This is a genomic window from Kitasatospora sp. NPDC001660 (assembly GCF_053596725.1).
The window spans coordinates 16,917-31,373 of the sequence record NZ_JBSFGU010000033.1 but is presented as its reverse complement, the minus strand read 5'-3'; the positions used below and the strand labels follow the sequence as shown (position 1 = coordinate 31,373).

At 72.7% G+C, this 14,457-nt stretch carries 15 protein-coding genes and 1 riboswitch; of the genes, 11 read left to right on the top strand and 4 right to left on the bottom strand.

The features are described from left to right. Positions 1-5: 5 nt before the first annotated feature. Together ACWCXH_RS28415 and ACWCXH_RS28410 are read right to left on the bottom strand one after the other, a co-directional pair. A complete protein-coding gene (locus ACWCXH_RS28415; RefSeq protein ID WP_449804321.1) occupies positions 6-1,058 on the bottom strand; it encodes a serine hydrolase domain-containing protein in 1,053 nt (350 codons plus the stop codon). Between the two features lie 272 nt (positions 1,059-1,330). Next, positions 1,331-2,026: an MSMEG_1061 family FMN-dependent PPOX-type flavoprotein gene (locus ACWCXH_RS28410; RefSeq protein ID WP_449804320.1), complete on the bottom strand. Its 696-nt coding sequence runs from the start codon at positions 2,024-2,026 to the stop codon at positions 1,331-1,333. Positions 2,027-2,154: 128 nt separating this feature from the next. Here ACWCXH_RS28410 and ACWCXH_RS28405 point away from each other — a divergent pair, with 128 nt between their 5' ends. Next, entirely contained in the window at positions 2,155-2,469 is a 315-nt protein-coding gene (locus ACWCXH_RS28405) for an antibiotic biosynthesis monooxygenase family protein (RefSeq protein WP_449804319.1), read from the top strand. A gap of 54 nt (positions 2,470-2,523) precedes the next feature. Here ACWCXH_RS28405 and ACWCXH_RS28400 read toward each other — a convergent pair whose 3' ends face one another. Beyond that, positions 2,524-2,769 (bottom strand): SCO4226 family nickel-binding protein, encoded by a 246-nt coding sequence (locus ACWCXH_RS28400; protein WP_449804318.1) that lies wholly within the window; start codon positions 2,767-2,769, stop codon positions 2,524-2,526. Positions 2,770-3,016: 247 nt separating this feature from the next. Then, a riboswitch (FMN riboswitch) is annotated at positions 3,017-3,144 on the top strand. A gap of 209 nt (positions 3,145-3,353) precedes the next feature. Between ACWCXH_RS28400 and ACWCXH_RS28395 the strand changes: the two genes are divergently transcribed. The 10 genes from ACWCXH_RS28395 (at position 3,354) to ACWCXH_RS28350 (ending at position 12,146) form a co-directional block, all read left to right on the top strand. After that, positions 3,354-4,049 (top strand): riboflavin synthase, encoded by a 696-nt coding sequence (locus ACWCXH_RS28395; protein WP_449804317.1) that lies wholly within the window; start codon positions 3,354-3,356, stop codon positions 4,047-4,049. Further along, a complete protein-coding gene (locus ACWCXH_RS28390; RefSeq protein ID WP_449804316.1) occupies positions 4,046-4,693 on the top strand; it encodes a nicotinamide mononucleotide transporter family protein in 648 nt (215 codons plus the stop codon). The genes ACWCXH_RS28395 and ACWCXH_RS28390 overlap by 4 nt, the downstream gene beginning before the upstream one ends. Before the next feature lie 14 nt (positions 4,694-4,707). Next, a complete protein-coding gene (locus ACWCXH_RS28385) occupies positions 4,708-5,973 on the top strand; it encodes a bifunctional 3,4-dihydroxy-2-butanone-4-phosphate synthase/GTP cyclohydrolase II (protein ID WP_449804364.1) in 1,266 nt (421 codons plus the stop codon). Positions 5,974-6,022: 49 nt separating this feature from the next. Next, on the top strand, positions 6,023-6,496 hold the full coding sequence (gene ribH, locus ACWCXH_RS28380) for a 6,7-dimethyl-8-ribityllumazine synthase (RefSeq protein WP_449804315.1): 474 nt from the start codon (positions 6,023-6,025) through the stop codon (positions 6,494-6,496). Between the two features lie 177 nt (positions 6,497-6,673). Next, positions 6,674-6,946, top strand: a complete 273-nt coding sequence (locus ACWCXH_RS28375; RefSeq protein WP_030242547.1) for a phosphoribosyl-ATP diphosphatase — start codon at positions 6,674-6,676, stop codon at positions 6,944-6,946. A 53-nt stretch (positions 6,947-6,999) separates the two neighbouring features. Continuing rightward, positions 7,000-7,848: an ATP phosphoribosyltransferase gene (gene hisG, locus ACWCXH_RS28370; RefSeq protein WP_449804314.1), complete on the top strand. Its 849-nt coding sequence runs from the start codon at positions 7,000-7,002 to the stop codon at positions 7,846-7,848. A gap of 126 nt (positions 7,849-7,974) precedes the next feature. Next, positions 7,975-8,412, top strand: coding sequence for a PH domain-containing protein (locus tag ACWCXH_RS28365; RefSeq protein ID WP_449804313.1), 438 nt, complete (start codon positions 7,975-7,977; stop codon positions 8,410-8,412). A gap of 236 nt (positions 8,413-8,648) precedes the next feature. Next, positions 8,649-9,992 (top strand): hemolysin family protein, encoded by a 1,344-nt coding sequence (locus ACWCXH_RS28360; protein WP_449804312.1) that lies wholly within the window; start codon positions 8,649-8,651, stop codon positions 9,990-9,992. Continuing rightward, positions 9,989-11,035 carry a hemolysin family protein gene (locus tag ACWCXH_RS28355; RefSeq protein ID WP_449804311.1) on the top strand — a complete coding sequence of 349 codons (1,047 nt, stop codon included), beginning with the start codon at positions 9,989-9,991 and terminating at the stop codon, positions 11,033-11,035. The genes ACWCXH_RS28360 and ACWCXH_RS28355 overlap by 4 nt, the downstream gene beginning before the upstream one ends. Positions 11,036-11,150: 115 nt before the next feature. Then, positions 11,151-12,146 carry an NAD-dependent epimerase/dehydratase family protein gene (locus ACWCXH_RS28350; protein WP_449804310.1) on the top strand — a complete coding sequence of 332 codons (996 nt, stop codon included), beginning with the start codon at positions 11,151-11,153 and terminating at the stop codon, positions 12,144-12,146. Positions 12,147-12,169: 23 nt separating this feature from the next. Here ACWCXH_RS28350 and ACWCXH_RS28345 read toward each other — a convergent pair whose 3' ends face one another. After that, complete coding sequence (locus tag ACWCXH_RS28345) at positions 12,170-14,137, bottom strand: AAA family ATPase (protein WP_449804363.1); 1,968 nt, start codon at positions 14,135-14,137, stop codon at positions 12,170-12,172. Positions 14,138-14,457: the final 320 nt, after the last annotated feature.

Below are 14,457 nucleotides of genomic sequence, written 5' to 3'. Positions count from 1 at the left end.
CGGCTCTACGCCGACGCCGCGAACTCGTTCTGCAGCCTGCGCAGCAGCGCCGTCCCCGCCGAATCGACCGACCGCCCGCTGTTGACCAGGACCACCACCCCCACCTGCTTCTCCGGATCGAAGGCCACGAAGGACCGGAACCCGCCCGTACCGCCGTTGTGCCAGATCTGCAGGTGGCCGCCCTGCTGGGTGTGCAGGCGGTGGGCGAGCCACCCCAGGTGTATCCAGGCGAACGGGTTGACCCGGTGCCGTACCTCCCTGGTGAGCGAGATCGCGGGCGCCAGCGGCCCGTCCGGCTCGCGGCCGGCGGCCAGCTGGGCCCGCACGAGTGTCGCGAGGTCGGCGGCGGTCGAGCGGAGCGCCCCCATGCCTCCCAGACCGGCGAGGTTCCAGTGCGGCACCGCCCGCGCGCCCGTCGAGTGCCCCCGGGCGAGCCGGTCGGACTGCTCCTCGCCCGGCGTCACCACGGTGTCCGCGAGCCTGAGCGGCCCGCAGACCTCGCGCCGCACCAACTCCTCGTAGTCGACCCCGGCCCGCCCGGCGAGCGCGAGACCGAGCAGCCCGGCGCCGAGGTTGGAGTAGCGGAAGCTGCGTCCGGGCGTCGATCGCAGCTTCGTCCGGGCGAGCCCGGCGAGGACGTGCTCCGCCGTGCAGTGGGCGTACGGGTCGGACCGGCGCGAGGTGAACAGGCTGGCGGTCAGGACGCCCCGGGGCAGCCGGGGGAGCCCCGAGGTGTGCGTGGCGAGATCCTTCAGGGTGATCTCCCGCCCGTCCCGGACGGGGAGCACGGCACCGCCGGGGAGCAGCGCGGCGACCGGCTCCTCCAACCCGGTGGAGCCGTCGAGCACCAGCCGGGCGAGTGCGAGCGAGGTGAACACCTTGGTGACGGAACCGATTTCGAACAGCGTGCGCGGTCCGGGCGGGCCGCCGACCGGACCGGTGCGCCCGGCACCGTGGATCTCCACGGCGTCGCCGGCCAGCCCGGCGACCACCACACCGACGTGCCGGCCCGCGAGCCGGTCGGCGGTCCGCTGGACGAGGCAGGCGAGTTCGTTCATGGCTGTGAGCCTAGGCTTGCCCATCTGTGAATTCGTCAGCCCTCATGGTGATCTCCACCGCCTCCCCCTGCGCCCGCAGGAGTACGCCCCGCTGCGCTCGGCCGGACGTACTCCCGCGCCCCGCCCGCGCCCTGACGCCTGCTCGTCCAGCGCCGCACGGGGCAGAAGGCGTAGTCCAACCGCCCGTGAGAGCCGCCGCCCGGGGCACCGACACCTTCACCGTGCAGGCGGACGCAGCAGGACGCAGCAGGACGCAACCGGGACGAGAGCCCCTACTCGTACCGGTACAGCAGCGCGTCCCGCTCGTCCTGCTCGATCATCTCGATGGTCAGCGCGTCGTCCCGCAGGTGCGAGAGCGTGACCTCCGCCGAGCTCGGCTGGGCGTCCTTGGCGAGCCAGTTCCCGGGCTTCCACGCCGAGCCGCGCAGGAACGACTTCGGGCAGTGCGCGTACACCTCCTCGACGCCCACCACGATCGCGCTGCGCGGCGGCTTGCCGACGGCCGTCAGCTGCCGCAGCAGCTCCGGGTCGGTGGACACGCAGGCCCGCCCGTTGACCCGCAGGGTGGTGTCCCGCCCGGGGACGACGAAGAGCAGCCCGACCCGGCCGTTCTCCAGGATGTTGTGCAGTGTGTCCAAGCGCTTGTTGCCGGTGGCGTCCGGTATGGCCAGCGTGTACTCGTCGAGCACCGAGACGAGTCCGGCCGGCCCGCCGCGGGGCGAGACGTCGCAGCGGCCCTCGGCGTCGGAACTGGCCACGAAGACCATCGACGAGCAGGCGATCAACTGCCGCGCCACCTCGTGCAGCCGGTCCACCTGTTTCTGGCGCGCACGTTCGCCGGGCTGCTCGTAGACCTCACGCAGCTGCTCCGGGGTGTGCAGGGCCCCGGCCCGGAGCGCCGCGAAGAGGCCGTGTGGCCCGTCCTGCAAGGCGGTTGACGGAAGGGAAGTTTCCGATGTGCTGGTCATACCGGGGAATGTAGCCGGGCCAGTCAAGACACCCCCGGTGGCGGATCCGCCCCCACCCCTCCCCACCAGCGCTTTTCCGCCGGTTCCGCTGATAATGGGGCCAGGGACTTCCACGGGAGGTGGTGGTCGTGATCGTCAGGATCTGGGCCGGGCAGGTCATGGCCGGGCGCATCGAGGAATTCTGCATGCTGCTCACGACGCAGGTGATCCCGCAGCTCGGCCGCACCGACGGCTGCCTGGGCGGTGAGCTGCTGCGCTCGGTGACCGAGGACGGACACCGGGTGCTCGTGGTCAGCCGATGGCGCGACGAGGAGGCCCTGCGCGGGTACGCCGGGCCGATGTGGCGGATTCGGCCGGTCTGCTCCGAGGGCGAGCTGTGCTACCTCGTGCACCCGCCCGTGGTCACCCACTTCATGCCGATCGCCGCACCCGCCACGCTCTGAGCCACGGCCCTCCGAAGGAGCACGGCCCTCCGAAGGAACACGGCTCGCCGGAACTCAGATCGAGATCGGCACCGGATGGATCTCGTCCGCCGGGTGGCCCGTGCGCGTGTGGACCCGCTGCACGGCCTCCTTGGACGGCGCCTCGGACAGGCAGTACATCGTGCCCGAGTCGGGGTCGGCCCACGCCTGCTCGAACCGCACGCCCTCGTCGCCCTGGACCGCGAGGTCGGCCTCGTGGGCCTGCCTGAGCTGCTCCCCGGTGATCCCGTTCATCCCGTGGTGGATGTCCATGAACTTCATCGCTCTCGCCTCCGCAGCGTCCGGACCTCCGGACGTCCGGACCTTCCTCACCTTCCGTGAGTGCCCCTTCCACCAGCCTGCGCTCCCCACCGGCCGGCTACCACCCCACCGCGACCCCACCCCATCGCGGCCCCGCCCCGCCACCCCGGCGCAAATTCCCCGCCCCCGCGTGAAACAGCCCACAGCGAAAGCCTCTCCCCCGCCTTGCGCGCGCCGTGGCACAATGACCGCAACAGCAGTGACGTTCAGCGCACTCCGGGGTCGGTGAAAATCCGAACCGGCGGTTACAGTCCGCGACCCGTCCGCAGCCAGCGGCCGGTTGACCAGGTGAAATTCCTGGACCGACGGTTAAAGTCCGGATGGGAGGCGTGCGCGGGCGGACGAAGAGCAGTACCCGTGGCCCACGGTGGTCCACGGTCAGGTGGACGGCGGGAGCGCACGCGCTTCCGTGCCGGGCGAGCGATCTCCCGGCGGCCGCGGTACCCCGGCGACGGGTGTGCCACCGGCTCCGTGCACCGGTGCCCGTCCGTGTCATCTCCCCCTGCCGCCCCGGAGTCCGCGCCCCAAGCGCGAGGAGAACCCGGGTGTTCACCGGCATCATCGAAGAGCTCGGCGAGGTCGTGTCGATCGAGGAGATCGGCGACTCCTCGCGAATCCGCCTGCGCGGCCCGGTGGTCTGTGCGGGTGCGCGTCACGGCGACTCCATCGCGGTCAACGGCGTGTGCCTGACCGTGGTCGACACCCCCGAGCAACTGGCCGCCGAAACCGGCGAGTTCAGCGCAGACGTGATGGCGGAAACGCTTCACCGCTCCAGCCTCGGCGAGCTCAAGCCGGGCTCTGCGGTCAACCTGGAGCGCGCCATGGCGCTCGGCGACCGGCTCGGCGGCCACCTCGTGCAGGGCCACGTCGACGCGACCGGCACGCTGCTGGGCCGCGAGCCCGGCGAGCGCGACGCGGCCGGCGAACTCCGGTGGGAGGTGCTGCGGTTCAGCCTCCCGGAGACCATCTCCCGCTACCTGGTGGAGAAGGGCTCGATCACCGTGGACGGCGTGAGCCTCACCGTGGTCGAGGCCGCCCGCGACAGCTTCACCGTCAGCCTGATCCCCGCCACCCTCGCGCTGACCACGCTCGGCGCGAAGGCCGTCGGCGAGAGCGTCAACCTCGAAGTGGACGTGCTCGCCAAGTACGTGGAACGGCTGCTCGAATCCCGCACCCTGCCCAACCTGCCCGGCATCGGCATCGACAGCACTGGCACCGACACCACGGGGGAGTCCAAGTGAGCTGGCTCAGCGGTGAGGCCTTCACCGTCCTCGGCGAGCACGTGAAGTGGGCCGACATGATCGGCAACGTGCTCGGCCTGACCGCACTGGCGCTCGGCTGGCGCCGATCGGTGTGGAGCTGGCCGGTCCAGCTGCTCTCCGGCGCCGTGCTGATCGCCGCCTACCTGGGCGGCCACGTCCCGGGCCTGATCGGCAAGCAGCTGATCGTCATCGTCACCGCCGCCTGGGGCTGGGCGCAGTGGCAGCGCGGCCGCCGGGACACCGGCACGATCGCCGTCCGCTTCGCCACCTGGCCCGAGCGCGCGGCCCTGGTGGCCGGCACCGCCGCCGGGACGGTCGGCCTGGCGCTGCTGTTCCAGGCGTACCCCACCCTGTCCTGGAGCCCCTGGTCGGACGCCTACATCTTCGTCGGCACGCTGGCCGCGATGGTCGCCCAGGCGCGCGGCTGGCTGGAGTTCTGGTTCGCCTGGATCGCCGTCGACGTGGTCGGCGTCCCGCTCGCCTTCAACAGCGGCTACACCTTCTCCGGCCTCACCTACTCGATCTACTTCGTCCTGGTGCTGCTCGGTCTGCGCGCCTGGTGGCTGAGCACCCGTGAGCCGCGCACCCAGTCCGCCACCGTCCCGCAGGGAGTCACCGCATGAGCCGCAAGAGCAGCATGACGGCCAGTCAGTACGAGGGTCACGGCGAAGAGTTCGTGCTCGACCCGGTCGAGCGGGCGATCGCGGACATCGCCCTCGGTCGCGCCGTGATCGTGGTCGACGACGAGGACCGCGAGAACGAGGGCGACATCGTCTTCGCGGCCTCCGCCGCCACCCCCGAGCTGATGGCCTTCACCATCCGCTACAGCTCTGGCGTGATCTGCGCCCCGATGACCGGCGACGAGCTCGACCGGCTCAAGCTGCCGCCGATGACGCAGGTCAACGAGGACCGCAAGGGCACCGCGTACACCGTCTCGGTGGACGCCCGCGAGGGGGTCGACACCGGCATCTCCGCCGCCGACCGCGCCCGCACGGTCCGCCTGCTGTCCTCGCCCGGCACCGAGCCCGGCGACCTCACCCGCCCCGGCCACGTCTTCCCGCTGCGCGCCGTCGAGGGCGGCGTGCTGGTCCGCCCCGGCCACACCGAGGCCGCCGTCGACCTGGCCCGGCTCGCCGGGCTGGCGCCGGCCGGCGCGATCGCCGAGGTGGTCAACGACGACGGCACCATGGCCCGGCTGCCCGAGCTGATCGCCTTCGCCCGCGAGCACGGCCTCGCGATCATCTCCATCGAGGACCTGATCGCCTACCGCCGCCGCACCGAGCTGCACGTCGACCGGGCCGCGACCACCGCCCTGCCCACCGTCCACGGCGAGTTCACCGCCGTCGGCTACAGGGGCACCATCGACGGCGTCGAGCACATCGCCCTGGTGGCCGGCGGCCTCGGCCCGGACGGGCGGCTGCCGGACGGCGAGGACGTGCTCGTGCGCGTCCACTCCGAGTGCCTCACCGGCGACGTCCTCGGCTCGCTGCGCTGCGACTGCGGCCCGCAGCTGGAGGCCGCACTGCGCCAGGTCGCCGAGGCCGGCCGCGGCGTGGTGCTCTACCTGCGCGGCCACGAGGGCCGGGGGATCGGCCTGGCGCACAAGCTGCGCGCCTACGAACTGCAGGAGCAGGGACGGGACACCGTCGACGCCAACCTCGACCTCGGCCTGCCCGCGGACGCCCGCGACTACAGCATCGGTGCACAGATGCTCGTCGACCTCGGCGTGCGCTCGCTGACGCTGCTGACCAACAACCCCGAGAAGCTGACCGCGCTCACCGAGCACGGTCTCAAGGTCAAGGGGCGCGAACCGATCGAGATCGCGCCCGGCGAGCACAACCTGCGCTACCTGCGCACCAAGCGCGACCGGATGGGCCACGACCTGCCCGGCCTCGGCTCCTGACCACGCCCACACCCACTCGTACGACGAAGACGAACAGGAAGTAGCGAACATGAGCGGCCACGGAGCCCCCGAGCTGACCATCGACGGCGCCGCCGACCTCAAGGTCGCGGTCGTCGCCGCCCAGTGGCACGACCAGGTGATGAACGGCCTCCTGGACGGTGCCCACCGCGCGCTCAAGGAGCTGGGCGTCGCCGAGCCGACCGTCCTGCGCGTCCCCGGCACCTTCGAGCTGCCGGTGGCGGCCAAGCGCCTCGCCGACCGCGGCTACGACGCCGTGATCGCCCTCGGCGTCGTCATCCGCGGTGGCACCCCGCACTTCGACTACGTCTGCCAGGCGGCCACCGCCGGCCTCACCCAGGTCAGCGTGGACACCGGTGTCCCGATCGGCTTCGGCGTGCTGACCTGCGACAACGAGGAGCAGGCGATCGACCGCGCGGGCCTGCCCGGCTCCGCCGAGGACAAGGGCCACGAGGCCGTCACGGCCGCCGTCGCCACCGCGGTGACGCTGCGCGACGCCCGCTGACCGCCTGCCGACAACCCGCTGACGATCCGCCGACCAGCCCTGATCACTCCCTGATCATTCGCTGATCATGCGGCGACCATACGCGCCCGGTCCCGGACCGTGGACGTCCAATGGACCGTCCACGGTCCGGGACCGTTTACCGTGGGTCCGCCCGCACGCCGTAAGGTGAGTCCCATCATGGCTTCGAAGACATTCGAGGAGCTCTTCGCCGAGCTCCAGCAGAAGGCCGCCACCGGCGACCCCTCGTCCTCCCGCACCGCGCAGCTCGTCCAGCAGGGCGTCCATGCGATCGGCAAGAAGGTCGTCGAGGAGGCCGCCGAGGTCTGGATGGCCGCCGAGTTCCAGTCGGACGAGCAGACGGCCGAGGAGGTCTCGCAGCTCCTGTACCACCTTCAGGTGATGATGATCGCCCGCGGCCTGACGCTCGACGACGTCTACAAGTACCTCTAGAACACCCCGCTCCACAGAGCACACCCTCCCAACAGGTAAGGAACTGACCTCCCATGCTGCGCATCGCCGTCCCCAACAAGGGTTCTCTCTCGGGTCCCGCGGCGGAGATGCTCCATGAGGCCGGCTACCGCCAGCGGAAGGACCCCAAGGAGCTCGTCCTCGTCGACCCGAACAACGAGGTCGAGTTCTTCTTCCTCCGCCCGCGCGACATCGCCGTCTACGTCGGCTCCGGCCGCCTGGACGTCGGCATCACCGGCCGTGACCTGCTGCTGGACTCGCACTCCAACGCCGAGGAGGTGCTCGCCCTCGGCTTCGCCGGGTCGACCTTCCGCTTCGCGCGCCCCGAGGGCGTCGCCGTCGAGGACGTGAAGGGCCTGGAGGGCCTGCGCATCGCGACCTCCTACACCGGCCTGGTCGAGCAGCACCTCGCCGACCACGGCGTGAAGGCGACGGTCACCAAGCTGGACGGTGCCGTGGAGACCGCGGTGCAGCTGGGCGTCGCCGACGTGATCGCCGACGTCGTGGAGACCGGCACCAGCCTGCGCAACGCGGGCCTGGAGGTGTTCGGCGAGCCGATCCTGGTCTCCGACGCCGTCGTGATCCGCCCCAAGGGCGCCGGCGAGGACCCGGCGGTGGAGCAGTTCCTGCGCCGCCTCCAGGGCGTGCTGGTGGCCCGCCGCTACGTGCTGATGGACTACGACATCCGCGCCGAGAGGGTCGGCGCCGCCGTGGCGCTCACCCCGGGCCTGGAGTCGCCGACCGTCTCCCCGCTGCACACCGAGGGCTGGGTGGCCGTCCGCGCGATGGTGCTCCGCAAGGAGGCCCAGCGGATCATGGACGACCTGTGGGGCATCGGCGCCCGGGCCATCCTGGTCACCAACATCCACGCCTGCCGCCTCTGACCTCGCGCGTTGTGCGGGCCTCGGGCCCGCCGCGCAGGTAAGCAACGGTTGAATGGGGCGGGGCCGCCGACCGGCGTCCCCGCCCTCGCGCTGTCCGTCACCGAACCACCCCCACCGGAGACCCACGTGTCCACGCCCGTCGAGTACCCCGTCACCTGGGCCCCGCGCCGCACCCGGGCCGTGTTGCTGCCGGTCTGCGCGCTGCTGGTGGTGCTGTTCGCCGGGATGGCGATCGTGCTCCCGGAGAGCTGGCAGCTCAACGACCGGATCATGATGCTGTGCAGCGGTTTCGCGTTCGCGTGCGTCGGCCTGATGCTGGCCCGCCCCCGGGTGACGGCGGACGCCGACGGCGTGACGGTGGTCAACTTCGTGCGCCGCCGCCGGCTGGCCTGGGCCGAGATCGTCCGGGTCAACTTCCGCCAGGGCGACCCGTGGGCCACCCTCGACCTCTCCGACGGCACCTCGCTGGCCGCCGTCGGCATCCAGTCCGGCGTCGGCAAGGCCCAGGCGATCGCCAACGCCCGCGCCCTGCGCGACCTCGTCGAACACCACGCCAAGGTCTGACCCTCCGGGCCTGCGTCCAGGCCTCCCGCTCACCTGCGATTCCACGGCCCCGCAGCCCCCGTGGGGTCGAACGCACCTCCTACGGTCGAAACCGCTATGGTCTACGCTGGTAAAAGCGGGGCAAAGCTCCAGCTCTGCCCGAAACGACCTGAGGAGTGACACTCCCCCTCGATGGACGATCCGTCCGGTAGTACCTGCGCCGCCTCACTTCCGGTCCCCGGAAGGCGGGCGGCACTGTGATCACCGCCTGGCTGCTGTTGCTCGCGGCCGTCCTGCTCATCCTCGCCAACGGCCTCTTCGTGGCCGCCGAGTTCGCCTTCGTGACCGTCGAGCGCGGGGCGGTGGAGCGCGCCGCCGAGGCGGGCGACGCCAAGTCCGGCCGGGTCGCGCGGGCCCAGCGGCACCTCACCTTCGAACTCTCCGGCGCCCAGCTGGGCATCACCGTCACCTCGCTGGTGGTCGGCATGCTCGCCGAGCCGGCGCTGTCCACCCTGCTGAGCCCGGTGTTCACGGCCGTCGGCCTGCCCGACCCGGCCGCCCGCGGCACCGCGGTGATCGTCGGCATGGCGCTGGCCACCGTCCTGCAGATGGTGATCGGCGAGCTGGTCCCGAAGAACTGGGCCATCTCCCGCCCGCTCCAGGTGGCCCGCGCGGTCGCCGCGCCGCACATGGCGTTCTCGCACGCCTGCCGTCCGCTGATCAGCTTCCTCAACGGGGCCGCCGACCGTACGGTCCGCGCCTTCGGCATCGAGCCGCAGGAGGAGCTGGGACACGCCCGCACCCCCGCCGAACTGGTCGCGCTGGCGCGGCACTCCGCCAGGGCCGGTGCGATAGACGAGGAGTCGGCGACCCTGTTCGTCCGCACCCTCGGCCTCGGCGAGCTCACCGCGGAGTCCGTGATGACCCCGCGCGTGGACGTCGCCGCCCTCCAGCGCGGCGCCACCGCCTCCGACGTCGTCAACCTCACCCGGGCCACCGGCCTGTCCCGCTTCCCGGTCTACACCGACAGCCTGGACGAGGTCACCGGCATCGTCACGCTCAAGGACGCGCTGGCCGTCCCGGCCGTCAACCGCGGCCAGGTCCGGGTGGGCGAGCTGGCCTCGCCGCCGCTCCTGGTGCCCGAGACGCTGCCCGCCGAGCGCCTGCTCGACCAGTTGCGCCGGCTCCAGCCGATGGCCATCGTGGTCGACGAGTACGGCGGCACCGCCGGCGTCGTCACGGTCGAGGACATCGTCGAGGAGATCGTCGGCGAGGTGCAGGACGAGCACGACCCGGCCGACACCCCGGAACTGGTCCCGCTGCCCCCGGTGGACGGCCGGCCGGCCTGGGAGGCCGACGGCCGCGCCCGGATCGACCAGCTGGAGGCCATCGGCCTGCACGCCCCGGACGGCCCGTACGAGACGCTGGCCGGCCTGGTCGCGGACCTTCTCGGCAAGCTCCCCGAACCGGGCGAGCAGGCCCACCTGCCGGGCTGGCTGCTGACCGTGGAGGCGGTCGACCGGCACCGCACCAGCAAGGTCCGGCTGGAGCGCAGCACCGCGCACCCGGAGTACGCCGATGACGAGGACGGGACTCGATGACCGCGCTCCAACTGGCCGTCGCCGTCCTGCTGCTGCTCGGCAACGCGTTCTTCGTCGGCGCCGAGTTCGCGGTGATCTCGGTGCGCCGCAGCCAGATCGAGCCGCTCGCCGAGGCCGGCCACAAGCGCGCCCGCACCGTGCTGCACGCGCTGTCGAACGTCTCCGCGATGCTGGCCGCCGCCCAACTCGGCATCACCGTCTGCTCACTGGGCCTCGGTGCGCTCGCCGAGCCGACCGTCGAGAGCCTGCTGGAGGGCCCGTTCCACGCGATCGGGATCCCGTCCGGCCTGATGCACCCCCTCTCGTACGGGATCTCGCTGGCCGTGGTGGTCTTCCTCCACATGGTGATGGGCGAGATGGTGCCGAAGAACATGGCCCTGGCCGGCCCGGAGAAGGCCGCGCTGTGGCTCGGCCCGCCGCTGGACCGGCTGGCCCGCTGGCTCGCCCCGGCGATCAGCTTCCTGAACGCCTTCGCCAACGGTGTGCTGAAGCTGTTCCGGGTCGAGCCCAAGGACGAGGTCGAGTCGGTCTTCACCACCGAGCAGCTGATGTACCTGCTGGTCGACTCCCGGGACGCGGGCCTGCTCGACGAGGAGCGCCAGGAGCGCCTGGAGGACGCGCTGGAGCTGGGCCGCCGTCCGGTCACCGACGTCCTGCTCAGGCCCGAGCAGCTGGTCACCGTGGACACCAAGGTGACCGCCGCGCAGGTCGAGGAGCTGGCGCTGCGCACCGGTTTCTCGCGCTTCCCGGTCACCGACGGCGATCCGGCCGGCCACGGCTACCTGGGCTACCTGCACCTCAAGGACATCCTCGACGTGGAGGACCCGTCGCTGCCCGTCCCGGCCCGCCTGTGGCGCCCGATCACGGTGCTGCGCGGCAGCCTCCCGCTGGACGACGCGCTCGGCGCGATGCGCCGGGCGACCTGCCACCTGGCGGCCGTCCTCGGCCAGGACGGGCGCACGCTCGGCGTGGTCATGCTGGAGGACGTCCTGGAGGAGCTGGTCGGCGAGATGCACGACCCGGACCACCGCTCCGTCGCGTAACCTTCCACCGCCCCCGGCAACCCCCGTTTCGCTGACGGCGTGTCCGCTGCGGGCGATTCTGCCCAGAGCATGCACCCGTTCCCATGCCGGCCACCCGAGGAGCAGGGTGGTCGGCATGAGGCTTCTTTTGCTGGGCGGAACGAAGTTCGTCGGACGCGCCGTCGCCGAGGAGGCGCTGGCCCGGGGCTGGGAGGTGACGGCCCTCAACCGCGGTACGCAGCCCGCGCCCGAGGGCGTGACGGTGCTGCGGGGGGACCGCACCGCCGAGGGCGGGCTCGACGCCCTGCGGGCGGGGGAATGGGACGCGGTGGTGGACACCTGGTCCTGGGCCCCGGCGGCGGTGCGCGACAGCGCCGCACTGCTCAAGGACCGGGTCGGGCACTACGCGTACGTGTCGAGCTGCTCGGTGTACGACTACCCGAAGCCGCCCGCCGCCGACGAGTCCGCCGCGGTCGTCGGGGCCTCGCCGGACGCCGCGGGGGAGGTGCCGTACGCCGAGGCCAAGCGCGGCGCCGAGCTCGCCCTGGAGGAGGAGTTCGGCGGGCGCGCGACGTACGCCCGCGCCGGGCTGATCCTCGGCCCGTACGAGAACGTCGGCCGGCTGCCGTACTGGCTCGACCGGATCGCCCGGGGCGGCGCGGTGCTCGCCCCCGGCCCGCGCGACCTGCCGCTGCAGTACATCGACGCCCGCGACCTGGCGAACTGGATGCTGGACGCCTCCGTGGCCCGCCTCGGCGGCGCGTACAACGTGGTCGGCCCGGCCGGGCACGCCACCATCGGGACGCTCCTGGAAGCCTGTGTCCAGGCCGCCGGCTCGGACGCCGAACTGCGCTGGACCGACCCGGAGCGGATCGTGGCGGCCGGCGTCGAGCCGTGGACCGAGCTGCCGATCTGGATCCCGCCGGGCGACGTGTACGACTACATCCACAACGCGTCCGTCGCCCGCGCGGTGGCCCACGGGCTGCGCTGCCGCCCGGTGGCCGAGACCGTCCGGGACACCTGGGCCTGGCTGCAGTCGATCGGCGGCAGCGCCCCGCGGCGCACCGACCGGCCGTACGTCTGGCTCGACGCCGGGCGCGAGGCCGAACTGCTCAGGGGCCCCGGGGTCTGAGCGAAGCGATCCGGCGGCCGGGCTCAGCCCCGGCCGTCGATCAGCTCCCCGTACGCCTGGACGAGGTCCGGCAGCCGCAGCGTCGCCAGGTCCTCCCGGCCCGGCGGCTCGCGCAGCAGCGAGAGCCGCAGGTCCCGGTAGGCGCAGGACTTCTCGTACAGGGTGCGGATGAACCGGCCGTTGCCCAGCTCGTCGATCCAGCCCTCGCGCACCACGTGGGTGCAGATGCTGGCCAGCTCCTCGGCCGCGTCCTCGTCCCAGCCGTCGCCGTCCCGGCCGGCCAGCGCCGCGCCGATCGCGGTCAGTTCGCCCGGGCGGTAGCTGGGGAAGTCGACCCGGGTGGTGAAGCGGGAGTTGAGGCCGGGGTTGGTGGCGAGCAGCCGGTTCATGCCCTCGGGGTAGCCGGCGAGGATCACCACCAGCCGGTCGCGGTTGTCCTCGGCGCGCTTGAGGAGCACCTGGAGCGCCTCGTCGCCGTACGCGTCGCCCTTGGCGTAGCCGGAGTTGGAGAGGCTGTACGCCTCGTCGATGAAGAGCACGCCGTCCAGCGCGGAGTCGATCAGCTCGTTCGCCTTCACCGCGGTCTGGCCGAGGAACTCGCCGACCAGGTCGGCTCGTTGGGCCTCCACCAGGTGATCGCCGGAGAGCAGCCCGAGGGCGTGGAAGACCCGCCCGAGGATCCGGGCGACGGTGGTCTTGCCGGTGCCGGAGGGGCCGGAGAAGACGAAGTGGCGCTTGGGCGGCTGGACCGGGAGGCCCTGCTCGGCGCGGAGCCCAGCCATCCGCAACTGCGCGGACAGCGCCCGCACTTGGCGCTTGACCGGCTCCAGGCCCACCATCATGGCGAGTTCGGCCAGGGCGGCGTCCAACTCCCGTTCGTTGCCTCCCAGTTGAGCGCTCTCGGCGGGGGTCGTCCGGGGCGGCGCCTCGCCGCGCAGCGGCAGCGGCACGACGGGCGTGACGGGCCCGGCCGGCGCGGCCGAGCCCGAGCCCGAGCGCTCGCCGGCGGCCTGCGGCGGGGCGTCCGTCGGCGCCGCCTCCTCGACGTGCCCGCCGCCGTCCGCGTAGCCGGGCCCCTGGCCGTACGCGTCCTGGTACTCGACATCCTCGGGGAGGCCCTCGGGGGGAAGGCCGTCAAGAGGAAGGCCCTCGGGGGAGAGCCCGTCCGGGGAGAACGCCCCGGGCGATGGAGAACCCGGCAGGAGCCCCTCCGGCGACACCTCCTCCGGGTACGCCTCCTCCGCCCCGCCCGAGCGCCCGCTCTCCAGCAGTCCGTCCGCGAGTGCGTCCTCCGCCGAGATGGCGGCCAGCCGGGCGGCGGTGTCCATGAACGCCGGATCGGCCCGGTGCACCGCCCGGTACAGCGGCAGCGCCGCCGCGCTGCGCCCGGCCCCCTCGTACGCCCGCCCCAGCCAGTACCGCAGCTCCTTGCGCTGCGGCTGCTCGGAGCGGCAGCGGGCCAGTGAGGCCGCGAGCGGGGCCTGCGCCTGGGCGCACATGTCCAGCCGGACCCGCGCCATGCCGGCGAACAGCCCGGCCTCGATGCCGAGCATCGGGTCGTCGAGCAGCCGGTCGGTGTCCCGGATCAACTGCTCCCAGTCCTTGAGCAGATAGGACCGGCAGGCGTACAGGAACTGGGCGGACGGGTCCTCGCTGGGCGCCGGGCACTGCTCCAGCGCGCGGTCGAGTTCGGCCAGGTGCCTGCCGTCCAGCCAGTGCGAGGCGTGCGCCAGCGCGAGGTCGCGGGTGTCCTCCAGCACCGGCTGCACCCACCAGCCCAGCCAGTACCAGGAGCTGAGCGGCCGCCGGTGCTGCCGGCGCTGCTCGCCGAAGCGCTTCTGGTGGCGGTACATGGCGAGCAGGGCGGCCGAGGTGTCGCTGCGCAGGGCGTGCAGGCCGAGCCACGCGTCGGCCATGCCCGGGTCGAGCCGGACGGCCGCGCGGAACTCCTCCTCGGCGCGGGCGTACGCGCCCGCCGTGTAGGCGTCCATGGCACGCAGCCAGGCCCGGTCGGCGAGCCGGTCCGGGCCGCCCGCGTTGCTGTCGGAACTGTCCACCGTCGTCACTCACGCCCCCCGCGGTGTGGCCCGGGGCTCGGCCCGCGCGCCGCATGCGCGGAGCCGGCCGGTGGTCGCAAGCCCCCGGGGCGCAGATGCGCCTGGTGGAAATCGTACCGGGGCCGCGCTGATCCGGAAGGGTGCCGTACCGGGTCAAATGCGATCGTGCGCGCGGGCGTTGAGCACGTCGGCCGGTGGGGGAGCGCATTTCGCGACGGGCGCGGACGGCACCCCCGGCTCACGGGGGAACAAGC

What these genes read in the sequence shown, in the direction of transcription:
- ACWCXH_RS28415 (WP_449804321.1), bottom strand. Translation starts at nt 1,058, where the DNA reads ATGAACGAACTCGCCTGCCTCGTCCAGCGGACCGCCGACCGGCTCGCG.
- ACWCXH_RS28410 (WP_449804320.1), bottom strand. Translation starts at nt 2,026, where the DNA reads ATGACCAGCACATCGGAAACTTCCCTTCCGTCAACCGCCTTGCAGGAC.
- ACWCXH_RS28400 (WP_449804318.1), bottom strand. Translation starts at nt 2,769, where the DNA reads ATGAAGTTCATGGACATCCACCACGGGATGAACGGGATCACCGGGGAG.
- ACWCXH_RS28385 (WP_449804364.1), top strand. Translation starts at nt 4,708, where the DNA reads ATGACGGCCAGTCAGTACGAGGGTCACGGCGAAGAGTTCGTGCTCGAC.
- ribH (WP_449804315.1), top strand. Translation starts at nt 6,023, where the DNA reads ATGAGCGGCCACGGAGCCCCCGAGCTGACCATCGACGGCGCCGCCGAC.
- ACWCXH_RS28375 (WP_030242547.1), top strand. Translation starts at nt 6,674, where the DNA reads ATGGCTTCGAAGACATTCGAGGAGCTCTTCGCCGAGCTCCAGCAGAAG.
- hisG (WP_449804314.1), top strand. Translation starts at nt 7,000, where the DNA reads ATGCTGCGCATCGCCGTCCCCAACAAGGGTTCTCTCTCGGGTCCCGCG.
- ACWCXH_RS28355 (WP_449804311.1), top strand. Translation starts at nt 9,989, where the DNA reads ATGACCGCGCTCCAACTGGCCGTCGCCGTCCTGCTGCTGCTCGGCAAC.
- ACWCXH_RS28350 (WP_449804310.1), top strand. Translation starts at nt 11,151, where the DNA reads ATGAGGCTTCTTTTGCTGGGCGGAACGAAGTTCGTCGGACGCGCCGTC.
- ACWCXH_RS28345 (WP_449804363.1), bottom strand. Translation starts at nt 14,137, where the DNA reads ATGGACGCCTACACGGCGGGCGCGTACGCCCGCGCCGAGGAGGAGTTC.